This is a genomic window from Pseudomonas sp. EYE_354, assembly GCF_023148575.1.
Classification (GTDB): domain Bacteria; phylum Pseudomonadota; class Gammaproteobacteria; order Pseudomonadales; family Pseudomonadaceae; genus Aquipseudomonas.
Genome location: NZ_JAHXNQ010000009.1, coordinates 24,898 through 50,063, shown reverse-complemented (window position 1 = coordinate 50,063; position 25,166 = coordinate 24,898). Strand labels below are relative to the sequence as shown.

The following is a 25,166-nucleotide window of genomic DNA, read 5'->3' as shown; positions in this document are numbered from 1 at the left end:
AGCCGAGGATTATACCCGAGCTATGACCTCACACGCCAGCTGAGGTCGGGTTTGATGCGGAAACATTCTGTTTTAAGAGGTCGCGCATCTGTTTTGCTATCTGAATTTGCTCTTCAGCCGACAATCCCGGCTGTCTTGCTCTCTTGATGAGTTCATCGAGGGTCTGTGTGTGCTGACCCGCGGACAACCTAGTAATGGTGTCTAAAAACTGTTGTTCAAGGTTGTCGCCGTCAATTAGCCATTCCTTTTCCGCGAGTGCTTTCAACAAGCGTCCTTGTTCGGTGCCGTGCCAGCGAGCCATCAGCTGAATAGAGTTTAGCTTAGGATTTTTCTGCACCGCCTCGATCAGCGCGATGAGCACTTGAGCGTAGGTGTTGCTCTCGTTGGCAAAATGATCGGCACTTTCAACCTTTCCCGCCAATTGCGGGTGATGAATGAGCGTGCGCAGGGCAATCAGCGTCGGGGCTTCGACCGCAACCGGTGTACGAGGTGCGTACGCCTCATCGCGATCACCGCGCTTGCCGTTCTTGTTCCAGGGTTTTTTATCCCACTTCTTGCCGCCTGCTCCGGGTTTTTTCGGTGTCCATTCCTGCTGGGGCGCATAGGCCTCCTGCGGTTGATGGAAGTCGGCGTAGTCCGGCATGGCGTCGTAATCCATGCCCGGATCGTAGGCCGGGGGCGCATTCTGGGGGGCGCTGTGTACCAGCTGGCTGACGGCTTCGCCGCTCAATCCGGTGATTTCCAGCAGGCGTTGACGCATCAGCGTGCGCAGGTTTGCGCCGGGTACCTTGTCGATCAGCGGCGCGGCGAGGGTGGCCATGTGGGCCTTGCCTTCGAGGGAGCGCGGGTCGGCTTCTTCGGTCAGTTGCTGGAAGAAATAGTCCGCCAGCGGCTGCGCGTGTTGATTGATCCGCGCGCGAAATGCGTCAGTGCCCTCGGAGCGCACCAAGGTGTCCGGGTCTTCGCCTTCGGGCAGGAACAGAAAGCGCGCGCGGCGCCCATCCTGCAGGCTCGACAGCGTGGCTTCGAGGGCGCGCCAGGCGGCATTGCGGCCGGCCTGGTCGCCGTCGAAGCAGAACAAAACGCTGGGCACTACGCGAAACAGGCGCTTCAAATGTTCTTCGCTGGTGGCGGTGCCGAGGGTCGCTACCGCGTTGCGCAAGCCCTGCTGGGCGAGGGCGATCACGTCCATGTAGCCCTCAACCACGATTATTTCATCAAGGTTGCGGTTGTTCTTGCGTGCTTCGAACAGGCCGTAGAGTTCCTGGCCCTTATGGAATACCGGGGTTTCCGGGGAGTTGAGGTACTTGGGCTTGTCGTCCCCCAATACCCGGCCGCCGAAAGCGATGATGCGGCCACGGCTGTCGCGGATCGGGAACATCACGCGGTCGCGGAAGCGGTCGTAGCGCTTGCCGGTCTCGGCGTTCTCTACCAGAAGACCTGCGTCGATCATGGCTTTTTGCTGGAGTGTGTCGCTGCTCAGGTGTTTGTACAGGTTGTCCCAGCCGGGCGGGGCGAAGCCCAGGCCGAAGTCGCGCGCGATTTCACCGGTGAGGCCGCGGCCCTTCAGGTAGTCGACGGCGGCCTTGCGCTGTGGATGGCTTTTAAGTGCCTGACGATAAAACTCAGCAGCGGCGGTCAGCAGTGGGTACAGCGGCGAATCGGTGGGTTGCCGGGGTTTGTGTGGTCGGCCACTTTCTTCGCGAGGGATTTCCATGCCGGCGGCTTTCGCCAGTTCCTCGACGGCCTGGGGGAAGTCCAGGTTGTCGTGGTCCATGATAAAGCCGAGGGCATTGCCGCCCGCGCCACAACCGAAGCAATAGTAGAACTGCTTGTCGGGGCTGACGCTGAACGATGGGGTTTTTTCCTTGTGGAACGGGCAGCAGGCGGTGTAGTTCTTGCCGGCTTTCTTCATTTGCAGGCGCGAGCTGACAACATCGACGATGTCGGTGCGGTTCAGAAGGTCGTCAATAAAGCTCTGGGGAATTAGCCCGGCCATGGCGTTCTCGTCATCACTGCGTGTAAATGAGGGCCCGTAAAAAGCTCAGGCGCACGTATCGAATGGCTCGACCATCAATCGTCTGCTTGAGCTGTCTGGAAGTGTATCTGCCGAACATTCGCTGACGTTAGTTTCTATCAGTGTTCGACGAAGAAAAGTTGCCCTGGTCTCCGGTCTTGGCCTGCGGGCGGCCTCGGAAGCTCATTGGTGGGCACAGCCGACACCGTGGGTCGTCTGCTTGAAGAATAGGCGTGCTCGTCAGTAGCCTTGTTAGGCTCGTCAGAAGAGACGTGCACCGCTGGCAGAAAGCCAGTCCTGACGTGTGGAGCAGGTTGTCTCGGTCGCGTGTGCGGCTTCGACGTTGAAACATCAAGCGATATACGCAAATGCCAATAGCCCGGCTGAGGGCCGGGCTTGGCAGAAGCTTGCTACGAACGTCTGTGTATTAGTACAGACGAACGGCGCGGCGCTGTTCGCGCTGAACTTTCTTAGCGTGACGCTTAACAGCGGCTGCTGCCTTACGCTTACGCTCAGAAGTTGGCTTCTCGTAAAATTCGCGGCTACGAACTTCAGCCAGTACACCGGCTTTTTCGCAGGAGCGCTTGAAACGACGCAGAGCTACGTCGAAGGGTTCGTTCTCTTTAACTTTGACGGCTGGCATCCAGAGCTACCTTCTTTCATTACCGGGATCAACGTTCTCGTCGCAAAAAATTCGCGGCTGAGGTCGTCGGTTTTTAAGGGTTGCGGATGTTAACCCCTCATTGGCCGGAATGCAAAGCCTCTGATCGAAAACCGCTAGTCGGGAGGGGGAGTGGCGACTATTATGCGCGCCTTCGAATTTAGCCTCTACAAGGCGCAAACCCATGCTAGTACTGGGACTTGAAACCTCCTGCGACGAAACCGGTGTCGCACTTTACGACAGTGAACGCGGGCTTTTGGCCGATGCGCTGTTCAGTCAGATCGACCTGCATCGCGCCTATGGTGGCGTGGTGCCGGAGCTGGCCAGCCGCGATCACGTCAAGCGCATGCTGCCGTTGATCCGCCAGGTGCTGGACGAGGCCGGCTGCGTGCCGACCGAGATCGATGCCATCGCCTATACCGCCGGCCCCGGATTGGTCGGAGCCCTTCTGGTTGGGGCCTCTTGCGCCCAGGCACTGGCTTTTGCCTGGGGCATTCCGGCCCTGGGCGTGCACCACATGGAAGGCCATTTATTGGCGCCCATGTTGGAAAAAACGCCGCCTCAGTTCCCGTTCGTCGCTTTGTTGGTATCGGGCGGTCATACGCAGCTGGTTCAGGTCGATGGGATCGGTCAATACACGCTGTTGGGCGAGTCCCTCGACGACGCCGCCGGCGAGGCATTCGACAAGACGGCGAAGATGATGGGCCTCAATTATCCCGGTGGCCCTGAAATCGCGCGCCTCGCCGAAAAAGGTGTTACCGGCCGCTTCACCTTCCCGCGTCCGATGTGCGATCGGCCTGGCCTGATGTTCAGCTTCAGCGGTTTGAAAACCTCCGCGCTCAATGCCTGGCAGCAAAGCGTCAGCGCCGGGGACGACAGTGAGCAAGCCCGTTGCGACATCGCGCTGGCGTTCCAGCAGGCGGTGGTGGAGACTTTGACCATCAAGTGCAAGCGCGCCCTGAAACAGGCGGGCATGCAGCGTCTGGTGATCGCTGGCGGCGTCAGTGCGAACAAAGCCTTGCGTGCCTCCCTGGAGACAATGCTCGGCGACATGAAAGGCGATGTGTTTTATGCGCGCCCTGAGTTCTGCACCGACAATGGCGCGATGATCGCCTATGCCGGCTGTCAGCGTCTGCAGGCCGGCCAGCACGAAAGCCTGGCGATCAGCGTGCAGGCGCGCTGGCCGATGGAGCAGTTGTCACCGTTGTAGGGTGTGACGTGAGCCGCGCTCATCGAGGGTATTTAAAAATGCCGTTCGCGCCCGGCAAACAGGTCGCGTAGATTGCCGCGGTGGCGCCAGACGATCAGCAGTGTCAGCACGCTCATCGGCAGCAGCGCGGCCGGTTCCTGCCAGGCCAGCAGCGGCAGGGTCAGCGGTGTGGCGATCAGCGCCGCCAGCGAGCTGGTGCGGGTCAGGTAGAACGTCAGCAGCCACGTAAAAACGGCCAGTAACGCCGCCGGTGGGTAGATCCCCAGCAGCATGCCGGCCGCCGTCGCGACGCCTTTACCGCCGCGAAAGCGGAAGTACAACGGAAACAGATGGCCCAGGACGGCGCATACGCCTACCCAGGCCTGCTGTTGCAGGGGAAGACCGGCGAGGCTGGCGATCAGCACGGGCAGCAGGCCCTTGCAGGCATCGCCCAGCAACGTCAGTACGGCCAGTTTCTTGCCGGCCAGACGCAACATATTGGTAGCGCCGGCATTGCCGGAGCCACTCATTCGCGGGTCGGGGTTTCCCGTCAGGCGGCTGAGCAAAATGGCGAAGGACAGCGAGCCGAGCAGGTAGGCGAGAATCGCCAGTGACCAAAACATGCTAACTATTCCGGGCGAGGACGCCCTGATTCTAACGGGGCATCGCGCCCTTGTCGTGCTGCGGAGAAGAGCTTGGACAGAGTGTTTATCGAAGGCCTGGAAGTCGACACCGTGATCGGGGCCTACGACTGGGAGCGCGGAATCCGTCAATGTCTGCGCCTGGACCTGAGCTTCGCCTGGGACAACCGTCCGGCTGCGGCCGGCGACGACCTCACCCTGGCCCTGGATTACGCCAGCGTGTCCGCGCGTATCCAGGCCTTTGCCGAGCAATCCCAATATCAACTTGTGGAAACCTTCGCTGAGCGTCTTGCCCAGGTGCTCATGAATGAATTCCAGATTCCCTGGTTGCACCTTAAGCTGACCAAGCCCGGCGCCGTGCCGGCTGCCAAGGGCGTGGGCGTGGAGATCGAGCGCGGATGTCGCTGACTCAGGTTTATCTTGGCCTCGGTAGCAATATCGAGCGCGAGCACCATTTGCAGGCCGGCCTCGACGCACTGGCGAGTTTCCTGACGGATGTGCGTTGCTCTGCGGTGTTTGAAAGCCAGCCGGTGGGCATCAAAAGCGGGCCGTTTTTCAATTTGGTGGTGTCGGCGTATACCGAGCTGCCGTTGATGGAGCTGGACCGGCGTCTCAAGTTTATTGAGGCCGACAATGGCCGTTATGCGCCAGACCGCAAGGGCCTGCCGTTGGATATCGACGTGCTGTTGTACGGCGATTGGGTGGGTAACTTCGATGGCTTGATTCTGCCGCGCGCAGAGATTCTGAAAAACGCCTTTGTGTTGTGGCCGTTGTCGATGATGGCGCCGGACCGTGTGCATCCCGAGGCAGGCAAGACAATGGCCGAGTTGTGGCGCGATGCACAGATCGATCAAGTGCTGGCGCCTGTTGCCTTTGAGTGGCAGGGCCAGCAACTGACGCCCGACGCGCTCCTATAGGGTGGGTTGTTCTTTGTAGGCTTTCAGTGCCTTGAGCCGCTCACGCTTGAGCGCCTCGCCCAGTTCAGGCCCCTTGAAGCCCTTCTCCAGCAAGGGCGCCACGGGCACTGCACGGGCTGCTTGCGCCGCGCCGCGTAAGTAATCGGCCTGTGGGTAACTTCTTTGTTCCAGGCCTTTGCGGCCTCGAGCGTCCATTTCGCAGCTCACCACAAACTCTTCAAAACGCTGGGGTCTGCGGTACACATCAAAACTCTGCAGTAATTCCAGCAATGTCGAGGCTCTGAGCTCCAGGGCACGATGCCCGTGAGTGTGATACTGGCCGACCAGCAGAGCCAGTTCTTGGCAGTCCCTTGGCACTTTGAAGCGCTCATTGACGGCCTTGATCAGCTTCAAACCGGCATGTTCGTGGGCAATATGCTGCGGCAACTTATCCACAGGCGTCAGGCCTTTGCCAAGGTCGTGCAGCAGGCAGGCCCAGCGAACGGTCAACGGTTGTTTATGCAGGGCCGCTTGTTCGAGCACGCTCAGGGTGTGCACGCCGGTGTCGATCTCCGGGTGGTGGGCCTCAGGCTGCGGTACGCCGAACAGCGCATCGACTTCCGGCATCAATGTGTTCAGTGCGTCGCAGTCCCGAAGTACCCTGATAAACACCTGAGGCTGATCTTCCATCAGGGCGCGGGAAATTTCCTTCCAGCTTCGCTCTGGCGTCAGTGCTTCCAGTTCGCCGGAGTGGCTGAGCTGACGCATCAAGTCGAGGGTTTCCGGTGCCACCGCAAAACCCAGATGGGCATAGCGCGCGGCAAAGCGTGCAACACGCAGCACTCGCAGGGGATCTTCGGCGAACGCGGGAGAAACGTGGCGCAGAATGCGTGAGTCAAGATCACGTTGGCCGTGATAAGGATCGGTCAGGTTGCCCTCATCGTCTTCGGCCATCGCGTTGATGGTCAGGTCGCGACGAATCAGGTCTTCTTCCAGCGTGACCTCGGGACTGGCATGAAACACAAAGCCGCCGTAGCCTCGCCCACTCTTGCGTTCTGTGCGGGCCAGGGCGTATTCGTCGCCGTTTTTAGGGTCCAGGAAAACCGGGAAGTCCGCGCCTACAGGCTTGTAGCCCTTGGCGAGCATCTCTTCGGCGCTTGCGCCGACAACCACGCGGTCGATATCGGTGACCTTGATGCCCAGCAGGCGGTCACGCACGGCACCGCCGACTTTGTAGATTTTCATGAAAAAGCCTCCGTTAGCGGCACAGGATACCGCCTGTGCCCGACCAATGGAGGCTTCTGTTTTTCAGAGGTGAACGACGGCGAGGTCCAAGCGCCCGTAGTCGTTGTCGTTGTGATCGCTGCGCGGCGGTACGTGGTGGGTTTTCATCACTTGGTCGCCCTGCAGGGTTTCCAGGTGGATATCGAAACCCCACAGCCGATGCAGGTGCTTGAGCACTTCCTCGGTGGAGTCGCCCAGAGGTTTGCGGTCGTGCTGCTGATGACGCAGGGTCAGCGAGCGGTCGCCTCGCACATCGATGCTGTAGATCTGCACGTTGGGTTCGCGGTTACCCAGGTTGTATTGCGCCGCGAGGGTTTCGCGGATGGTGCGGTAGCCGGGTTCGTCGTGGATGGCCGGCACGACCAGATCGTCCTTAAGGTCGTCATCCAGGATGCTGAACAGCTTGAGATCGCGAATTACCTTGGGTGACAGGTACTGCAGGATGAAACTCTCGTCCTTGAAGCTGCTCATGGCGAATTTGATGGTGGAAAGCCAATCGCTGCCGGCGATTTCCGGGAACCAGCGACGGTCTTCCTCGGTGGGGTGTTCGCACATGCGCCGAATGTCGCGGTACATGGCAAAGCCCAGTGCGTAAGGGTTGATACCGCTGTAATAGGGGCTGTCGAAGCCGGGCTGGAACACCACGCTCGTATGTGAGGTAAGAAATTCCATCATGAAGCCATCGGTGACCAAGCCCTCGTCATACAGGTCGTTCATCAGGGTGTAATGCCAGAACGTCGCCCAGCCTTCGTTCATCACCTGGGTCTGGCGCTGTGGATAAAAGTACTGGGCAATCTTACGCACGATGCGCACGATTTCGCGCTGCCATGGCTCCAGCAACGGCGCGTGTTTTTCCAGAAAATACAGGATGTTTTCCTGGGGTTCGGCGGGGAAGCGTGCATTGTCCTTGTCGCTATTCTTGTCGGCCCGCTTGGGGATGGTGCGCCAGAGATCGTTGATCTGTTTCTGCAGGTGCTCTTCGCGTTCCTTCTGACGCAGGCGTTCTTCCTCGGCCGAAATGGGGTAGGGGCGTTTGTAGCGGTCGACCCCGTAGTTCATCAGGGCATGGCAGGAGTCGAGCAAGTCCTCCACCGCGTCGATACCGTGGCGCTCTTCGCACTGCATGATGTACTGCTTGGCGAATACCAGGTAGTCGATGATCGAACTGGCATCGGTCCAGGTGCGGAACAGGTAGTTGCCCTTGAAAAAACTGTTATGCCCATAGCAGGCATGGGCCACCACCAGCGCCTGCATGCAGATGGTGTTTTCCTCCATCAGGTAGGCGATGCACGGGTCGGAGTTGATCACGATCTCGTAGGCCAGGCCCATCTGGCCGCGGCTATAGGACTTTTCGGTGCTGAGGAAGTGTTTGCCATAGGACCAGTGGTGGTAACCCAGCGGCATGCCGACTGAGGCATATGCATCCATCATTTGCTCGGCCGTGATCACTTCAATCTGGTTGGGGTAGGTATCCAGGGCATAACCGGCCGCGATGCGGCTGATTTCCCGGTCATAGGCCTGGATCAGTTCAAAGGTCCATTCGGAACCGGTGGAGATGGGTTGGCGCTTAGTCTCTTTTTTGGCGGTCATGTCACTAACCTGCGCTGGAAGAGTTCACGGAAGACCGGATAGATATCGCCGGCCGAGACCAGTTGCTGTTGGGCGAACGTATCGGCAAAGGCTTCGCCGATGCGCTCGTATTCAAACCACAGGGCCTGGTGCTCACGAGGGGTAATTTCAACGTAGGTGTAGTACTGCACAAATGGCATGATCTGGTTGATCAGGATGTCGCGGCAGATCGGCGAGTCGTCGTTCCAGTTGTCGCCGTCGGAGGCCTGGGCGGCGTAGATGTTCCACTCGTTGGCCGGGTAGCGTTCGGTCATGATCTCCTGCATCAGCTTCAGTGCACTGGATACGATGGTGCCGCCGGTTTCCCGTGAATAAAAGAACTCCTCTTCATCTACCTCTCGGGCACTGGTGTGATGGCGGATGAACACGACATCGATCTTGTCGTAGTTTCGCTTCAGAAACAGGTACAGCAGGATAAAGAAGCGCTTGGCGATATCCTTGGTGGCCTGGGTCATGGAGCCGGACACATCCATCAGGCAGAACATTACCGCCTTGGAGCTGGGGTTGGGCTGTTTGACCAGCAGATTGTATTTAAGGTCGAAGGTATCGAGGAAAGGCACGCGACGAATACGCGCGCTGAGTTTCTCGATTTCCGCCTCGATTTCCTGAATATCACCGAAGTTATCCGGCTCTTCGCGCTTTAAACGCTCCAACTCCTCCTTGGCCGCCTTGAGCTTTGCGCGACTGCTGCCCGAGAGGGCGATACGCCGTGCATGGGCCGAGCGCAGGGTGCGGATGATATTGATACGCGAGGGGTTGCCCTCGTTGCTGATCCCGGCGCGAACGGTCTTGAAGGTGTCGGTTCCAGTCAGGTTGCGTTTGACCAAGTTGGGCAGCTCCAGGTCCTCGAACATGAATTCGAGGAATTCTTCCTGGGTGATCTGGAACACGAACTCGTCCATGCCTTCGCCGGAGTTACCCGCCTTGCCCGGGCCTTTGCCACCGCCGCCGCCTTGGGGACGCTGGATATGTTCGCCGGTCGTGAACTCCTTGTTGCCGGGGTGTACGACGGTCTGCTTGCCGCCTCTGCCGTGGTGCAGGACCGGTTCATCGATATCCCGTCCGGGAATGCTGATTTGCTCGCCATGCTCCATGTCGGTGATGGAGCGGCGGCTGACGGCCTCTTCTACGGCCTTTTTGATGTGGTCACGGTAACGCCGCAGGAAACGCTGGCGGTTTACCGTGCTCTTGTTCTTGCCATTGAGGCGTCGGTCGATCACATAGCTCATAGGCCCCTCCGGGGAGCTTCAAGTCGTAAGCGTCAAGCTGCAAGAGAGGGCCCGCTGATGTTTGAATCAGTGGCTTTACCCTTGCAGCTTGTCGCTAGAAGCTTGCAGCTGCTTTTCTCACTGCGATTTCCGGACCCGTAGGTACCATTCCGACAGAAGCCGTACCTGTTTGTCGGTGTAGCCACGCTCGACCATTCGTGTGACGAAGTCGTTGTGTTTTTGCTGATCCTCCTTGCTGGCCTTGGCGTTGAAGCTGATGACGGGCAGCAGGTCTTCGGTGTTGGAGAACATTTTCTTCTCGATGACCACCCGCAGCTTCTCGTAGCTGAGCCAGGTCGGGTTTTTACCGTTGTTGTTGGCACGGGCGCGCAGCACGAAGTTGACGATCTCGTTGCGGAAATCCTTCGGATTACTGATGCCAGCCGGTTTTTCGATCTTCTCCAGTTCTTCGTTAAGAGCCACGCGGTTGAGAATTTCGCCGGTTTCCGGGTCGCGGTATTCCTGGTCCTGGATCCAGAAGTCGGCGTACAGCACGTAGCGATCGAAGATGTTTTGGCCGTATTCGCTGTAGGACTCCAGGTACGCAGTCTGGATTTCCTTGCCGATGAACTCGATATAGCGCGGTGCCAGGTATTCCTTGAGGAAGCGCAGGTAGCGCTCGCGGGTTTCGGCCTGGAACTGCTCCTGTTCGATCTGCTGCTCCAGCACATAGAGCAGGTGCACCGGGTTGGCGGCGATCTCGTGGGGGTCGAAGTTAAAGACTTTGGACAGGATCTTGAATGCGAACCGAGTGGACAACCCGTTCATGCCCTCGTCCACGCCTGCGGTGTCGCGGTACTCCTGGATCGACTTGGCCTTGGGGTCGGTGTCCTTGAGGTTTTCGCCGTCATACACACGCATCTTGGAATAGATGTTCGAGTTTTCGGGCTCCTTGAGGCGCGACAGGACCGTGAACTGGGCGAGCATCTTCAGGGTGTCGGGCGCGCAATGGGCCTTGGCCAGAGAGCTGTTGAACAGCAGCTTGTCGTAGATCTTGATCTCATCGCTGACCCGCAGGCAGTACGGCACCTTGACGATGTAGATCCGGTCGATAAACGCTTCGTTGTTCTTGTTGTTGCGGAAGGTGTGCCACTCTGATTCGTTGGAGTGGGCCAGCAGGATCCCGGTGAATGGGATCGCGCCCAGGCCCTCGGTGCTGTTGTAGTTGCCTTCCTGAGTGGCAGTGAGCAGCGGGTGCAGCACCTTGATCGGTGCCTTGAACATCTCGACGAACTCCATCAGGCCCTGGTTGGCCCGGCACAGTGCGCCCGAGTAGCTGTAGGCGTCGGCGTCGTTCTGTGGGAATTCTTCGAGCTTGCGGATATCGACCTTGCCCACCAGCGCCGAAATATCCTGGTTGTTCTCATCCCCCGGTTCGGTCTTGGCCACGCCGATCTGGTTGAGGATGGAGGGATAGAGTTTCACCACGCGGAATTGGCTGATATCGCCGCCGAACTCGGCCAGTCGCTTGGTGGCCCAGGGCGACATGATGGTATTGAGGTAGCGCCGCGGGATGCCGAAGTCTTCTTCGAGGATTGCGCCATCTTCCGTGGCGTTGAACAGGCCCAGGGGCGACTCGAAGACCGGTGAGCCCTTAATGGCATAGAAGGGTACTTTCTCGATCAGTTGTTTCAGCTTTTCAGCCAGGGACGACTTGCCGCCGCCGACGGGGCCGAGCAGGTAGAGGATCTGTTTCTTCTCTTCCAGGCCTTGGGCGGCATGGCGGAAGTAGGAAACGATCTGGTCGATGCATTCTTCCATGCCGTGGAAGTCTTCAAAGGCCGGATAGCGGCGGATCACCTTGTTGGAAAAGATTCGCGACAGGCGCGAGTTATTCGAGGTGTCCACCAGCTGCGGCTCGCCAATCGCCAGTAGCAGGCGTTCGGCGGCAGATGCGTAGGTGCTGCGGTCCTTTTTGCACAGCTCGAGATACTCTTGAAGTGTGAGTTCCTCCTGCTGCGTGGACTCGAAGCGTTGTTGGAAGTGGCTAAAGATACTCATGACGTCGTCACCTCGCTCGATACGTGGAGCCGACGCCGGATCTATCAGTCGATGCTGGCAACCATTGACGAACGCCAATGGCTGTTTCCCCCCAGAACACCCTAAACGCTACCGATGACCCGCACGCCGGTGTACCGGCTCTCCCCTGATTCGGATGGCCTGCGCTTAAGGATAGTTCGGAATCGGGGAGGTCAAGGCGCGATACGTAATAAGTTTGGCCGCGCCGTTCGTCAGAAACGGCGCGAGCCCAAGCATCACGTGGGGTAGCGGGGTGTGAAAAAAATTATTGCGAATCGCCAGTGGAAATTTCTGCAGGATAGGTCGCACGCCACAGTTCAAAACCACCGTCCAGGCTATAGACGTCGGAGAAGCCCTGGCTGACCAGATAGGCCGCTGCACTTTGGCTGGAGTTACCGTGGTAGCACGCCACAATCACTGGCGCGTCGAGGTCGGCGGCGCGGATGAAGTCAGCGATGTTGACGTTGTCCAGATGCCGGGCGCCGGTGATGTGGGCCGCCGAGTACGTCGGCTGGTCACGGATATCAACCACCACGGCACCTTGCTCGCGCAGGGCCAGGGCTTGTTCGGGAGGGATACGTTTGAATTCGCTCATGGCGGGCTCCTTGGCGTGGTGGCAAGCGGCATCTAGCGCTTGGCGGCAGCCGGCAGTGTAACGGGAAGTGTGGGTTCGCACCGACAGCTATGGCGCTCGCCGGAGTCGATGTTCATCAGGGTCATGGCGCCGCCCCATACGCAGCCGGTGTCGAGTGCAAACACGCCAGGCTCCTCGCAGCGACCTTCCAGAGCCGCCCAGTGGCCGAAGATGATCTTCGTGTCACGGGTCTTGCGCTCTTTGTGGGCGAACCACGGTTTGTAGCCTGGCAGGGCGGTGTCGGCGCCTTCCTTACTCTTGAGGTCCAGCTTGCCTTCGGCGGTGCAGAAGCGCATGCGCGTGAAGTAGTTGGTGATCACCCGCAGCCGGGCAACGCCGATGAGGTCGTTGTCCCACTTCACTGGTTCGTTGCCGTACATGCCATCGAGGTAGGCGGCGTACAGGCTGTCATCGGCCAGCGCGTGTTCGACCTCGGCGGCGCACTTGAGGGCTTTCTTCAAAGTCCACTGCGGCGGGATCCCCGCATGCACCAGCGCCATGTTGCGGCCTTCGTCGTAATGCATGATCTTTTGCTGGCGCAGCCAATCGAGCAGGTCTGCGCGATCAGGCGCTTCGAGGATCTCGCGCAGGGTGTCGCCTTTTTTAAGGCGTTCGATGTTATTCCCCGCCGCCAGCAGGTGCAGGTCGTGGTTGCCCAGTACGCAGACCAGGGAATCGCGCAGGTTATATAAGTAGCGCAGGGTTTCCAGCGACTCGGGGCCACGATTGACCAGGTCGCCGACCAACCACAGTCGATCGTTCGCCGGGTCGAAGGCCACGCGTTCAAGCAGGCACTTGAGGGGTTCCAGGCAGCCTTGCAGGTCGCCGACTGCATACGTCGCCATCAGTGCAGGGACCCCGGAACGGCGAGGCGGAACGGCGCGATGATCGCGTCGAACAGTTGGCCATCGGTGGCTTTCATCTGATACGACCCTTGCATGGTGCCGACCTTGGAGGTCATGACCGTACCGCTGCTGTAGGTGTGGCTGGCGCCAATGTCGATCAACGGTTGTTGGCCAACAACGCCTGCGCCGCGCACTTCTTCGACCTGACCATCACCGTCGGTGATGACCCAGTGGCGTGACAACAGCTTGGCGGGTACCAGCCCGTTGTTTTTCACCGTGACGGTGTAGGCAAAGGCGAAGCGATTGTGTTCGGGTTGCGATTGGTCCGCCAGGAAGCGGGTGACGACGCTGACGTCGATCTGGTAGCGAGGATCGGACATGCAAGAGGCCTTAAAAGCAAAAGCGGAGGACAGCAGATGCGGATCAGTCTAGGCCAAGAGGTGGGCACTAGGCCAGACATGTGTCCGGCCTGTACACGAGGTGATCAGTCGGCCGCGGGCGCAGGCTGAATGGCAAGCTGGTCGGCGAGGCGCACGAACGCGGCCAGGTCCAGTTGCTCGGGGCGCAGGCTGCCGTCGACACCGGCTGCTTCGATTTCAGCATTGCTCAACAGGGCCTTGAGCGTGTTGCGCAGGGTCTTGCGGCGTTGGTTGAATGCTTCGCGCACCACACGCTCCAGCAGTTTGTGGTCCTTGGCGGGGTGTGGCAACACGGCATGCGGCACCAGGCGCACGATGGCCGAGTCGACTTTCGGTGGCGGGTTAAATGCACCTGGACCAACGTTGAACAGGTGTTCGACGCGGCAGTGGTACTGAACCATGATCGACAAACGGCCCCAATCACCGCCCCCAGGGCCCGCGGCCAGACGCTCGACCACTTCTTTTTGCAGCATGAAGTGCATGTCGCGGATGATCCCTGCGTTGTTCAACAGGTGAAAAATCAGCGGTGTGGAGATGTTGTACGGCAGGTTGCCCACCACGCGCAGGCTGTTGGGCGCGGCGTTGAGGGTGTTGAAGTCGAACTTCAGTGCATCGCCCTGGTGCAGGTTGAAGTTGGATTTGCCGGCGAACTGCTGATTGAGGATCGGGATCAGGTCCTTGTCCAGTTCAACCACGTCCAACTGTCCACCGCTGGCCAGCAGGCCCTGGGTCAGTGCGCCCTGGCCCGGGCCGATTTCCAGCAGGCGGTCTTCGGGCTTGGCATGGATGGAGCGCAGGATCCGGTCGATCACGCCAGCGTCGTGCAGGAAGTTTTGCCCGAAACGCTTGCGCGCCCGGTGTTGGTAATGCTCGGTCATATACGGGTCTCGGCCATCTGATAGGCGGTTTCCAGGGCCACGTGCAGGCTGCCGGTATCGATCTTGCCGCTGCCTGCCAGGTCCAGGGCGGTGCCATGGTCGACGGAGGTACGGATGATCGGCAGGCCCAGTGTCACGTTGACGGCGGCGCCGAAGCCTTTGTATTTCAGCACCGGCAGCCCCTGGTCGTGGTACATCGCCAGCACTGCGTCGCAGTGCTCCAGATATTTGGGGGTAAACAGAGTGTCGGCAGGCAATGGGCCACGCAGGTCCATGCCTTCTTGGCGCAGACGCTCCAGGGTTGGTTCGATGATGTCGATTTCTTCATGGCCCAAATGGCCGCCTTCACCGGCGTGGGGGTTAAGCCCACAGACCAGGATTCGCGGTTGGGCGATGCCGAATTTGTGTTGCAGGTCGGCATGCAGGATGCGCGTCACGCGCTCCAGGCGCTCGACGGTAATGGCGTCGGCAATCTCACGCAGTGGCAGATGCGTGGTCACCAGGGCGACTCGCAGGCCGCGCGTGGCCAGCATCATGACGACTTGAGCGGTATGGGTCAGTTCGGCGAGAAACTCGGTGTGGCCGGAAAAAGCGATGCCGGATTCGTTGATCACGCCTTTGTGTACCGGGGCGGTGATCATGCCGGCGAAGACGCCATCAATGCAGCCTTGGCCTGCGCGGGTCAGGGTTTCGAGCACGAACGCCGCGTTGGCCTTGTCCAGTTGCCCGGCAACCACCTTGGCCTGCAGCGGGGTGTCCCACACATACAGGCTGCCGGCCGGTGCGGGCAGGTCGGGCCAGTTTCCGGGCGCAGCGTCCAGCAAATTGACAGACACGCCCAGCTGCGCGGCCCGCTCAAGGAGCAGGTCGCGGCTGGTAATGGCAATCAGGGGGTGTGGCTGGGCGTGCGAGGCGAGCAGCAGGCACAGGTCTGGGCCAATGCCGGCCGGCTCGCCGGGTGTTACCGCGAAACGCTGGGGTTTCACTGTACTGCCTGGTCGGTGCCTGTTTGCCCGGCGCCTGGCAGCTTGTTCTCGACGTAGGCTTCGTCACGGATCTGACGCAACCACGTTTGCAGTTCTTCGTCGTATTTGCGGTTACGCAATACGTTGAGTGCCTGTTGCTCGCGGGCCTGACTGGTGTTGTCGGTGGCGCGACGGCCAAGAACTTCCAGCACGTGCCAGCCATATTGAGTCTTGAACGGCTTGGACAGCACGCCTTGCGGCGTATCGGCCATCACTTGCTGGAACTCGGGGACCAGTGCTTTCGGGTCGATCCAGTTCAAGTCGCCGCCGTTGAGGGCTGAACCTGGGTCTTCGGAGAAGCTTTTGGCCAGGGTGGCGAAGTCTTCACCGCTTTCAATGCGGTCATAGATCTTCTGTGCCAGTTCCTTGGTTTGCGCTTCGGTACGGATTTCGCTCGGTTTGACCAGGATATGACGAACATGCACTTCGTCTTTCAGCGAGGTCTCGCCGCCGCGGCGCTCCAGCAGCTTCAGGATGATGAAACCACCTGGAGTGCGCGCCGGCTGGGTGATACCACCGACTTCCATGGCGCTCAGTTCGCGGTCGAACGGAGGTGGCAGTTGAGCGGCTTTACGCCAGCCCATGTCACCGCCTTCAAGGGCGTTGTCGCTGCCGGACTGGGCGATGGCCATTTGCGCGAAATCAGCACCGGCCTTCAGACGATCATAGATTGCCTTGGTTTTGGCAGCGGCGGCATTGAGCTGCTCGGAGTTGGCGCTGTCCGGGGTCGGAATCAGGATATTGGCCAGGTGCAGTTCTTCGGAAAGCTGCATCTTGCCAAGGTCCGACGCCAGGAAGTTCTTCACCTCCTGCTCGGACACCTGAACCCGCTCGGCCACACGGCGCTGACGCACACGGCTGATGATCATTTCGCGACGGATCTGGTCACGGGCGTCTTCATACGACAGACCATCGCGAGCCAGGGCCGCGCGGAACTGATCGATGCTCATGTTGTTGCGCTGGGCAATGGTGCCGACGGCCTGGTTCAGTTCCTCGTCCGAAATACGGATGCCGGAACGATCACCGATCTGCAATTGCAGGTTTTCGACGATCAGACGTTCCAGCACCTGTTGGTCCAGGACGCTGGTCGGCGGCACGCCGCCGCCACGCTTGGCGATGGTCTGCTGAACTTCCTTGACCCGTTGGTCCAGTTGGCTCTGCATGATCACGTCGTTATCGACGATGGCCACCACTTTATCCAGCTGTTGAACCGCAGCGTGTGCCGATGCGGTCCCCAGGAACAGCGCGCCCAGTACGAGCGGGCGCAGACAATCAGAAAGCTTGGTCTTCACGTTCACGATAACCTTCAATGCCTTTGTCGAGGAAGCTCTCTACCTTGGCGCCGGTCAGGCCGCCGAGTCCTTTGAGGACGATTTGCAGGAAGAGCCCGTGGTCACCCTTTTCGTTAAGCGGGGCGATCTGGCTGTATTCGTCGTTGGAAACCCAGTAACGGTTGATGACGCGCAGTTTCCAGCAGCAGTTGTCGTACTCGAAACCACCAAAGGCTTCCAAGGTACGGTTGCGAGCGTAGTCATACTGCCAGCGGGTGATCAGATTCCACTGGGGAATGATCGGCCACATCATCGAGAAGTCGTGTTGCTGGATTTTGTAGTAATCCTTCACGAAGTTCGGATCACCCGGCTGACCATAGTCACCACCGAACTGCCATTTGCCGGTCAGCTGGTTGTAGACGACCTGGTCGTTACGATAGCGATAACCGACGTTGATGATCTTGTTCGGGTTGTCTTCCGGCTGGTAGTGAAGCATTGCGCTGCCGGAACGAGGGCTGTGCTCCTCGGTGTCCCAGTTGTAGTCGGCCGTGGCACGCCAGTCGCGGTTGAAACGGAACTCGTAGTCCAGGGCAACCGGCGATACATCGGACTGCGCGTCGGCGCGGTCGGCGGCCAGAACACCCGGCAATTGAACTTCACGATCCTTGAAGTACAGCGCCTGGCCCACGGCTACGCGTTGACGCTCGAAGCCGTTGTCTTCGATCCAGCGGCTGGTCACGCCCAGCGACAGCTTGTTCTCGTCGCCGATGCGGTCGGAACCGCTGAAGCGGTTGTCGCGGAACAGCGAGGCGTAGCTGAACGAGTATTCACTGGTGTCGAAGACCGGGATATCCGCCTGGTCCTTGTTCGGTACGTACAGGTAGAACGCACGCGGCTCAAGGGTCTGGCGATAGTCCTTGCCGAACCAGTTGGTGTTGCGATCGAAGTACAGACCGCTGTCGACACTGGCCACCGGAACCGCACGGTCCTGGGAGCTCTTGAAGGTGCCGCCCGCATACGGGGTGCCTGCCGCCACGGACGCAGCCTGGTCAGCAATGATCTGGTTCTTGCCGATGCTGTCCAGGTCCAAATCGTACTTGGTATAGACGTACTTGAGCTTCGGCGTTACGAAACCGTAGGTCGAGTTCATCGGGTATTCGACGGCTGGTGCTACGTTCAGGCGTGTGCCGTTGGCGCGGGTGAGGCCGCGGACAAAGGTGTCCAGTCGAGCCGATGCCACGCCGTCCTGGTCTTTAAACGTGCCGTTTTCCAGGTCGCGATTGAAGCGCACGGCTTCGGTCTCGTAGCTGAAATTCAGGCCGCCCGGATGGTAGGGCAGGGTGCCGTTGAAGGTGATCTGCGGCAGACGATCGTACGGCGTGACCTGGGAAATGGTCGCCAGCTGGTAAGCCTGAAGGTTCAGGCGTGCCTGGAAGGTGTCACCGCGATAGGTCACGGAGCCCTGCTGGTTGACGTAATCGCGACTCTCGACGCCTTCCTGGTTGGACTTCAGGTCCTGGAAGAAGTAAGGGTCGCTGATCGTGGTGTAGTCGACCTGCGTCATTACACGCGAATCCAACCCGCCTTTGTGCTGCCAGTTGAGCATGTAGCGGGTTTTTTCGTAATCGGTTTGCAGCTTGCGTTCGTCGTTGTCGTCGTTCAGGTACGCGCCGCCGAACTGACCTTCGCTGGACTTGGTGAGGTAGCGGAATTCGCCTTCCATCATCATGCCGCGCTTGGTCATGTATTGCGGGTACAACGTAGCGTCGTAGTTCGGCGCCAGGTTGAAGTAGTACGGCGTGAGCAAGGTAAAGCCGGTTTCGCTGCCGGTGCTGAAGCTTGGCGGCAGGAAGCCTGACTGACGACGATCGTCGATCGGGAAATAGATGTAAGGGGTGTACAGGATCGGGATGTTCTTGATCCGCAACGTCGCGTTGGTCGCCGTACCGAAACCGGTGGCCGGGTTCAACGTGATGTTGTTGCCCTTGAGCTGCCAGGCGTTGCTGTCCGGCTCACAGGTGGTGTACGTACCGTCCTTGAGACGGATGATCGCGTTTTCGGCGCGCTTGGCGTACAGCGCGTTACCGCGGATGCGCGACTTGTGCAGCACGTATTCGGCGTTGTCGATCTGCGCCGCACCAGTGTCCAGCTGAACTTCGGCGTGGTCGCCGACGATCAGGGCGCCGTTATCGCGCAAGCGAACATTACCGTTCAGCTCGCCGCGGCTTTCGGCCTGATACAGGCTGGCTTCTTCAGATTCCAGCTGCATGCTGCCCTGGCGCATGACGACGTCACCGGCCAGGGTCGCGACTTGCTGTTCCTGCTCGTAACGAGAGGCTTTGGCGCCGATGAAGGTGGGCGCATCGCTCTTGTTCGTCTTGTCGTTCATGCCAGGACGAGTCGGCTCGATGTACGCACCGCCGCAATAAGGACCGGTTTCGGCCAGTTGGGCCGCGGTCAACTTATCACGAGGCACCCAGTCCAAGTGGCTGTAGTCGGCACTGCGCGAGCGCAGGCCACGGCCCTTGGATTCGGTGACCAGTGCGGTCTTGGGCTCGGCCGCGGCCGTGCCACCAGCGTCGGCCTGCGCCGTGCTGTTGGCCGAGCTGACGGCAGCGCCGTCATGCACCGGGCGCGGTGGCAACGGGGCTGCGGCGGTTTTCGGCGCGCAATCCCAGGCACCCGAAGCAGAGACTGTGCAGTCATACTGTTCCGCGGCGACCACGAATGAGGTGGCGAAGGGTTGCAAGGCCAGCAGACTGCCGGTTACCAGCAACGGAAATTTTCTACGAAACGCGGGGGATTTCAATGCCATCTTATTAGTCCGGGCTTCCTGCGTGCCATCTGCCCGCGGTTTGGGCCGCACGCCTCTCGATGGTCTGAAAAAGATGCGTGATAATAAAGCATGCCCCGCTTGACGGCTAGCGCCGTCGGAGACCCTTGTAATGCCCGAGCAAGATCTACGTTTACAACAGCTGGAAGTCTGGCTGGATGAGCAGTTGCCGATCCTTTTCAACGCTCAAGACTGGGGCCTCGTACCCCCGGCCACATTGACCGCGGCCAGCAGCGACGCGAGTTTCAGGCGTTACTTCCGCTGGGAAGGTGGCGGCCGGACTTTCGTGGTGATGGACGCTCCACCGCCCCAGGAAAACTGCAAACCCTTCGTCGATATCGCTCATTTATTGGCAAAGTCAGGCATAAATGTTCCAAAAATTTATGCAGAAGATTTGCCGCGCGGCTTTCTTTTGCTCAATGACCTGGGCACAAAAACCTACTTGGACGTGATCGACGAGCAAAATGCCGATCAATTGTTTGCCGATGCGATCGACGCGCTGCTGGCATTCCAGCAGTTGCCGATGGACGCACCGCTGCCCAGCTATGACGTCGCCTTGCTGCGCCGTGAGCTGGAGCTCTTCCCAGAGTGGTACGTGCGCAGGCATTTGGGTGTCGAGCTGGACGCACAGCAACAGGCATGCTGGCAGCGGGTCAGCGATCGCCTGATCGACAGCGCGCTGGCGCAGCCCAAAGTGCTGGTGCACCGCGACTACATGCCGCGCAACCTGATGATCAGCGAGCCGAACCCCGGCGTGCTGGATTTCCAGGACGCGGTCTATGGCCCGGTCACCTACGACATCACTTGCCTGTTCAAGGATGCCTTCCTCAGTTGGCCCCAGGCCCGCGTGCGCGAATGGCAGCGCGGTTATTGGGAGCGCGCTGCGGAACTGGGCATCCCGGTACAGCGCGACTTCGAAGACTTCCTGCGTGCCAGCGACCTGATGGGCGTGCAGCGTCACCTCAAGGTCATCGGCATTTTTGCGCGTATTTGCCACCGCGACGGTAAGCCACGCTACCTGGCAGACGTGCCGCGCTTCTTTGCCTATATAGAAGCGGTGCTGGCTGACCGCTCGGAGCTGAGTGACTTGGCTGAGTTGTTGAGCAGCCTGCGCCAACCCGCCGAGGCCACGGTATGAAGGCCATGATCCTGGCTGCCGGCAAAGGCGAGCGGATGCGTCCGCTCACCTTGCACACGCCCAAGCCGCTGGTGCAGGCCGGCGGTAAGCGCCTGATCGAGTATCACCTGGAGGCGCTGGCCAAGGCCGGCTTCAGCGATATTGTGATCAACCATGCCTGGCTCGGCCAGCAGATCGAAAACTACCTGGGCGACGGCGCGCAGTTTGGCCTGCGTATCCGGTATTCCCCTGAGGGCGAGCCGCTGGAAACCGGCGGCGGGATTTTCCAGGCCTTGCCGTTGCTGGGGGGCGAGCCGTTTCTGGTGGTCAATGGTGATATCTGGACCGACTACGACTTCGCTCGGCTCAAGCAACCGCTCAACGGCCTGGCGCACCTGGTGATGGTCGACAACCCCGCACATCACCCTTCGGGTGGAGATTTCCACCTCGATCAGGGTTTGCTTCATGATGCGGCGCCCGGTGCCGATAACCTGACCTTCAGTGGCATTTCAGTGCTCGACCCCAGGTTGTTCGAGGGGTGCAGCGCAGGTGCCTTCAAGCTGGCGCCGCTTTTACGGGCGGCGATGGCCAAAGGTCTGGTAACGGGGGAACACATGGCGGGACGCTGGATAGATGTCGGCACGCTGGAGCGCCTGGCGCAAGTCGAAACCCTGCTGACAGCGGGGCAGTAGCATGTTGTGGCCAGGGACGCTGATCGGCGCCGGGGCTGGCTTCGCCATTGCCAGTATTCCGGGGGCCTTGTTGGGTGCGCTGTTGGGGCAGGCGCTGGATCGTCGCCTGCAACTGCACAGCTGGGCGCAACTGCGTGAACGTCTGGGTGGGCGCCCGGCGTTGCGCAATGACGAATTGCTGTTTGTACTGCTGGGGCGCCTGGCCAAAAGCAACGGGCGGGTAGTGGATGGGCATATCCAGCAGGCGCGCCAGGAGATGCGTGCGCTGGACATGACCGAATCGGCTCAGCGCCGCGCGATCACGGCCTTCAACCGTGGCAAATCCGGCTCCGACCGCGTCCGCCGTTACCTGCGTGTGCTCAAGGCGCAGCCCCATGCCGCCGAAGGCGTGCTGCGCGCGTGCTGGCGGATGGTCTGGGCGGACGGCAAGGCCGATAACGCCGAGCGCGATCTGATCGAGCAATGGGGTAAATGGTTGGGCTGGACGCCGCAACAGCTCCAGGCTCTGGCGGCGGACTACACCCCGGAACGCAAGCCGCTGGTCAGCCGTGGTGCCAGTTATCAAGAGGCGATGCGCTTGCTCGGCGTAACGGCAACCACTGAGCCTTCGGTGATCAAACGCGCCTATCGCCGCCTGCTCAGTCGCCACCATCCGGACAAAGTGGCCGGCAGCGGCGCCAGCCCCGCGCAAGTGCTTGACGCCACTGAGCGCACCCGCGACCTGCACAACGCCTATGCGTTGATTCGCGAGCGCCGGGACTTTCGCTGATCAACGCAGGTTAATCGGTTTATCCGTTCAGTCTGTGCCGGCCTGCGGGCTCAACCAACCACGGACCCGCCGATACAACTGCTCCTGCTCGGCAGCACTGTTGCCGGGCAGTGACTTCAATGAAACCTGCTGATAGCCATCATTTTTCAAGCGTTTGGCCGCCTGGGCCCGTGCCAGGGCGTTTTTGCGTGCCAGGGCGTTGTCTTGATAGTAGATGTCGGCGGTCGGCAGTTTCAGGGCCGGGGCGAGTTGCTGCACGTCCGGGTGGCGTCCGTTGGGCGTCTGCGCCGCGACCATCACCAATTTTTGCACCTGAGACGGTTGTTTCTCGCTCAGATAACGCGCGGCCCACCAGGCTCCGGTGCCATGACCGACCAGCACCACGCTGCGTGCACTTTGAGTCTGGGCAAAGGCCACGGCGGCGTCGATACGATCGAAGATGCGTGACGCGTCGGTCTTGTCCTGCTCGTCTGCGCCCGGCACCACCGACGGGTCGGTGCCCTCGGCCTCTGCGCTGGCCGCTTGTTCGATCGGTTTGTCGGCGGTGCTTGCTTCTTTGCTGCTGGTGTCGACGGTGGCATTGGGTGCTTCCATCACCCGCGGCGGCAGTGTATCCACGCTCACGTCCGGCAGCGACAGGCTGAGGCTGCCCCAATGGGCGTCCGGCAATTTGCGCCGCAATGGGCCGATTGCTTGAGGCCAGTCAGCATTTTCACCGCGCCCAGGGACGATAATCACCACACCTTCGGGTTCGGCGCTGTTGGCCGGTTTCCACAGGGCGAGGAAGGAATCACTGCCAGCCTGCAGTTGTTGCTGTTCCTGCTGGGGAAGGGTGCGCTCCAGGGCGCTGGCCTCTTCCTGGCTGCGTTCGGGTAAAGGCTGGCGTTCGACGGGTTTTTCGGCGGCCGGCTCAGGGGCATCAGCGGCCTGTACAGAAAAGGCACTGGTAAACAGCAGCGACAGGCACAATGCTGGCAGTGCCGAACGGTTTCGAAGTGGCATCGTTAGTTTCCGGCCAGAAAAGATTCCAGCAGCCTAATGGGTTGGTCAGTATTTGTCAGTGATGTGAGACGTGGATCATGGGTTTTCGCTGTCTGCTGGTTATCGGCTGTTTGTGCCTTGCCTTGATGGCAAACGCCGCCCCCACGCCTGCCTCGCCGCAGGCACAGCTCAATGCGCAGCAGCGCGACTGGCTGGCCCAGCACCCGGAACTGCGGGTGGGCGTGGTGTTGCAGGCGCCTTACGCGCAATACGACCGGCGCTTGCAACGCTTGTCCGGGGCCAATGTGGAATTGATGCAGTGGCTGGCCAAGGCGCTGAACATTGACCTGGTGTGGCGCAATTTTCCAAGCCAGGAGCAATTGGAAGCCGCCGTGCGCGACGACGAAGTGGACATCGCCCCAGGCCTGCAGCAAACCCCGGCCGGTTTACGCCTGTGGTTGTTCAGCGACCCGTATATGCGCGTGCCCCAGCGCATCGTTGGTATCCGTGAAGGCGCCGGTGCCGTGGAGCTGGAAAAGCTCGATGACCTATCTCGCGTTGCCGTGCGCATGCCCAGCGGCGTCGCCGATTATCTGCGCAGTACTTACCCCGGACTCAACCTGCAAGGCGTGCCCATGGAGCGCCAGGCGTTGCAATTGCTGGTGAGCCAGCAGGCGCGTTATGCCGTGGTGGATGAAGCGCAGTTAAGTCGATTATCCGGTGAGGCGGAGTTCGCCGGGCTGGCGGTGGTGGGGGATATCGGCCTGCCGCAATTGCTGCGCGTGGCTACGCGGCGGGACTGGCCGGAACTGGCTGGCATTATGGAAAGCGCCTTGCGCGCCATTCCCGCCCGTGACCTCGACCAACTGCACAACCGCTGGCTGCAACCCAAATACCCGCGGCTGACCGAATCCCCTGGTTTGTGGCAGAACCTCAGTCTGCTGCTGGGCCTGCTGCTGCTTGCCAGCCTGGCGATAGTGTTCTGGCAGCGCCGTCAGCAGCATGCGCTGGAACACAGCCTGTTGGCCGCCCGGGAAGAAAGTGCGGCCCGTGCGGCGGGTGCCGAGGCGTTGCGCCTGACCCAATTTTCCATCGATCAAAGCACCGTGGGCATCCTGTGGGTGAACTGGGACAGCCATGTGCGCTACGCCAACCTTGCCGCCGAAAACATGCTGGGTTACGGCCCCGGCGCACTGATCGAGCGGCCGTTGGTTGACCTCGACCCGACGCTGGACATGGACCGCTGGCTCAACCTGTGGAAGCGCGCGCGGGCCAGCGAAGAGGGATCGCAGAATTTCGCCACCAATTGCCTGCGCGCCGATGGCAGCATCCTGCCGGCCAACGTGTCCTTGAGCTTTTTACGCTTTGCCGAGGCCGAGTACCTGGTGGTCTACCTGAATGACGTCACCGAACTGCGTCGCACCCTGGCCGCCTTGTTGCAAAGTGAAGCGCAACTGCGCGAGCTGTCCGCGCATCTGGAGACCGTGCGCGAAGAAGAAAAGGCGCGCATCGCCCGCGAGGTGCACGACGAGCTTGGGCAGATGCTCACCGTGCTCAAGCTGGAAACCTCCATGTGCGAACTGGCCTATGCGCAGTTGGACCCCGGCCTGCATGAGCGCTTGAACAGCATGAAGCGCCTGATCGCCCAATTGTTTCAATTGGTCCGGGATGTCGCCACCGCGCTGCGTCCACCGATTCTGGACGCCGGTATCGCCTCGGCCATCGAATGGCAGGCCCGCCGCTTCGAGGCCCGCACGCAAATCCCCTGCCTGGTGCAAGTGCCGGATAACCTGCCAACCCTGAGTGACGCCAAGGCTATCGGCCTGTTTCGTATCCTGCAGGAGGCGCTGACCAATGTGATGCGCCATGCCCAGGCGCATACTGTGGAACTGACCCTGGCCATCGAAGGCACGGATCTGCGGCTGACGATCAGTGACGACGGTGTGGGGTTCGTCCAGCCTGAAGGTCGCGCGGTCTCGTTCGGCCTGGTCGGCATGCGCGAGCGGGTGTTGATTATGGGCGGGCAGTTGAGCGTGCACAGTGAGTTGGGGGAGGGCACCACACTGAGTGTGACGGTGCCGTTGGATGCATAACGATA

At 60.3% G+C, this 25,166-nt stretch carries 22 protein-coding genes; 7 read left to right on the top strand and 15 right to left on the bottom strand.

Going from position 1 to position 25,166, the window contains the following annotated elements; genetic code table 11:
• Window positions 1-28: 28 nt before the first annotated feature.
• Window positions 29-1,999, bottom strand: coding sequence for a DNA primase (gene dnaG, locus KZX66_RS14170; protein ID WP_248080287.1), 1,971 nt, complete (start codon window positions 1,997-1,999; stop codon window positions 29-31).
• Between the two features lie 445 nt (window positions 2,000-2,444).
• Entirely contained in the window at window positions 2,445-2,660 is a 216-nt protein-coding gene (gene rpsU / locus KZX66_RS14165) for a 30S ribosomal protein S21 (protein WP_002551877.1), read from the bottom strand.
• Window positions 2,661-2,862: 202 nt separating this feature from the next.
• On the opposite strand from rpsU, the gene tsaD reads away from it, so the two are divergent.
• Window positions 2,863-3,888 (top strand): tRNA (adenosine(37)-N6)-threonylcarbamoyltransferase complex transferase subunit TsaD, encoded by a 1,026-nt coding sequence (gene tsaD / locus KZX66_RS14160; protein WP_248080285.1) that lies wholly within the window; start codon window positions 2,863-2,865, stop codon window positions 3,886-3,888.
• Between the two features lie 32 nt (window positions 3,889-3,920).
• On the opposite strand, the gene plsY is transcribed toward tsaD, so the two are convergent.
• The gene (gene plsY / locus KZX66_RS14155; RefSeq protein ID WP_248080283.1) at window positions 3,921-4,490 is read right to left on the bottom strand and encodes a glycerol-3-phosphate 1-O-acyltransferase PlsY; all 570 of its coding nucleotides are present in this window, start codon (window positions 4,488-4,490) and stop codon (window positions 3,921-3,923) included.
• Between the two features lie 72 nt (window positions 4,491-4,562).
• On the opposite strand from plsY, the gene folB reads away from it, so the two are divergent.
• Together folB and folK are read left to right on the top strand one after the other, a co-directional pair.
• Window positions 4,563-4,916, top strand: coding sequence for a dihydroneopterin aldolase (gene folB / locus KZX66_RS14150; protein WP_071490243.1), 354 nt, complete (start codon window positions 4,563-4,565; stop codon window positions 4,914-4,916).
• Window positions 4,907-5,425 carry a 2-amino-4-hydroxy-6-hydroxymethyldihydropteridine diphosphokinase gene (gene folK / locus KZX66_RS14145; protein WP_248080281.1) on the top strand — a complete coding sequence of 173 codons (519 nt, stop codon included), beginning with the start codon at window positions 4,907-4,909 and terminating at the stop codon, window positions 5,423-5,425. The genes folB and folK overlap by 10 nt, the downstream gene beginning before the upstream one ends.
• Here the strand turns inward: folK and KZX66_RS14140 are convergent.
• From KZX66_RS14140 to KZX66_RS14090, 11 genes are all read right to left on the bottom strand, one after another.
• The gene (locus KZX66_RS14140) at window positions 5,420-6,649 is read right to left on the bottom strand and encodes a multifunctional CCA addition/repair protein (RefSeq protein ID WP_248080279.1); all 1,230 of its coding nucleotides are present in this window, start codon (window positions 6,647-6,649) and stop codon (window positions 5,420-5,422) included. The genes folK and KZX66_RS14140 overlap by 6 nt on opposite strands.
• A gap of 63 nt (window positions 6,650-6,712) precedes the next feature.
• A complete protein-coding gene (locus KZX66_RS14135) occupies window positions 6,713-8,278 on the bottom strand; it encodes a SpoVR family protein (protein WP_248080277.1) in 1,566 nt (521 codons plus the stop codon).
• A complete protein-coding gene (locus tag KZX66_RS14130; RefSeq protein WP_248080275.1) occupies window positions 8,275-9,546 on the bottom strand; it encodes a YeaH/YhbH family protein in 1,272 nt (423 codons plus the stop codon). The genes KZX66_RS14135 and KZX66_RS14130 overlap by 4 nt, the downstream gene beginning before the upstream one ends.
• Window positions 9,547-9,663: 117 nt before the next feature.
• Complete coding sequence (locus tag KZX66_RS14125; RefSeq protein WP_248080273.1) at window positions 9,664-11,586, bottom strand: PrkA family serine protein kinase; 1,923 nt, start codon at window positions 11,584-11,586, stop codon at window positions 9,664-9,666.
• Window positions 11,587-11,869: 283 nt separating this feature from the next.
• Window positions 11,870-12,199, bottom strand: a complete 330-nt coding sequence (glpE, locus tag KZX66_RS14120) for a thiosulfate sulfurtransferase GlpE (RefSeq protein ID WP_248080271.1) — start codon at window positions 12,197-12,199, stop codon at window positions 11,870-11,872.
• Window positions 12,200-12,231: 32 nt separating this feature from the next.
• Window positions 12,232-13,083, bottom strand: a complete 852-nt coding sequence (locus tag KZX66_RS14115) for a symmetrical bis(5'-nucleosyl)-tetraphosphatase (protein ID WP_248080269.1) — start codon at window positions 13,081-13,083, stop codon at window positions 12,232-12,234.
• On the bottom strand, window positions 13,083-13,463 hold the full coding sequence (apaG, locus tag KZX66_RS14110) for a Co2+/Mg2+ efflux protein ApaG (protein WP_248080267.1): 381 nt from the start codon (window positions 13,461-13,463) through the stop codon (window positions 13,083-13,085). The genes KZX66_RS14115 and apaG overlap by 1 nt, the downstream gene beginning before the upstream one ends.
• A 104-nt stretch (window positions 13,464-13,567) precedes the next feature.
• Window positions 13,568-14,380 carry a 16S rRNA (adenine(1518)-N(6)/adenine(1519)-N(6))-dimethyltransferase RsmA gene (rsmA, locus tag KZX66_RS14105; RefSeq protein ID WP_248080265.1) on the bottom strand — a complete coding sequence of 271 codons (813 nt, stop codon included), beginning with the start codon at window positions 14,378-14,380 and terminating at the stop codon, window positions 13,568-13,570.
• The gene (pdxA, locus tag KZX66_RS14100) at window positions 14,377-15,366 is read right to left on the bottom strand and encodes a 4-hydroxythreonine-4-phosphate dehydrogenase PdxA (RefSeq protein ID WP_248080264.1); all 990 of its coding nucleotides are present in this window, start codon (window positions 15,364-15,366) and stop codon (window positions 14,377-14,379) included. The genes rsmA and pdxA overlap by 4 nt, the downstream gene beginning before the upstream one ends.
• Window positions 15,363-16,703, bottom strand: coding sequence for a peptidylprolyl isomerase (locus KZX66_RS14095; RefSeq protein WP_248080263.1), 1,341 nt, complete (start codon window positions 16,701-16,703; stop codon window positions 15,363-15,365). The genes pdxA and KZX66_RS14095 overlap by 4 nt, the downstream gene beginning before the upstream one ends.
• Entirely contained in the window at window positions 16,678-19,491 is a 2,814-nt protein-coding gene (locus KZX66_RS14090) for an LPS-assembly protein LptD (protein WP_248080262.1), read from the bottom strand. Before KZX66_RS14090 ends, KZX66_RS14095 begins: the two co-directional genes overlap by 26 nt.
• 130 nt (window positions 19,492-19,621) lie before the next feature.
• Between KZX66_RS14090 and KZX66_RS14085 the strand changes: the two genes are divergently transcribed.
• Genes KZX66_RS14085 through KZX66_RS14075 form a run of 3 tightly spaced genes read left to right on the top strand, consistent with a single transcriptional unit; the run spans window position 19,622 to window position 22,087 of the window.
• A complete protein-coding gene (locus tag KZX66_RS14085; protein ID WP_248080261.1) occupies window positions 19,622-20,647 on the top strand; it encodes a phosphotransferase in 1,026 nt (341 codons plus the stop codon).
• Window positions 20,644-21,318 (top strand): N-acetylmuramate alpha-1-phosphate uridylyltransferase MurU, encoded by a 675-nt coding sequence (murU, locus tag KZX66_RS14080; RefSeq protein ID WP_248080260.1) that lies wholly within the window; start codon window positions 20,644-20,646, stop codon window positions 21,316-21,318. Before KZX66_RS14085 ends, murU begins: the two co-directional genes overlap by 4 nt.
• A 1-nt stretch (window position 21,319) precedes the next feature.
• Window positions 21,320-22,087 (top strand): TerB family tellurite resistance protein, encoded by a 768-nt coding sequence (locus tag KZX66_RS14075; RefSeq protein ID WP_248080259.1) that lies wholly within the window; start codon window positions 21,320-21,322, stop codon window positions 22,085-22,087.
• A gap of 27 nt (window positions 22,088-22,114) precedes the next feature.
• On the opposite strand, the gene KZX66_RS14070 is transcribed toward KZX66_RS14075, so the two are convergent.
• A complete protein-coding gene (locus tag KZX66_RS14070) occupies window positions 22,115-23,089 on the bottom strand; it encodes an alpha/beta hydrolase family protein (protein ID WP_248080257.1) in 975 nt (324 codons plus the stop codon).
• 77 nt (window positions 23,090-23,166) lie between these two features.
• On the opposite strand from KZX66_RS14070, the gene KZX66_RS14065 reads away from it, so the two are divergent.
• Window positions 23,167-25,161, top strand: coding sequence for a transporter substrate-binding domain-containing protein (locus KZX66_RS14065; protein WP_248080255.1), 1,995 nt, complete (start codon window positions 23,167-23,169; stop codon window positions 25,159-25,161).
• Window positions 25,162-25,166 lie beyond the last annotated feature (5 nt).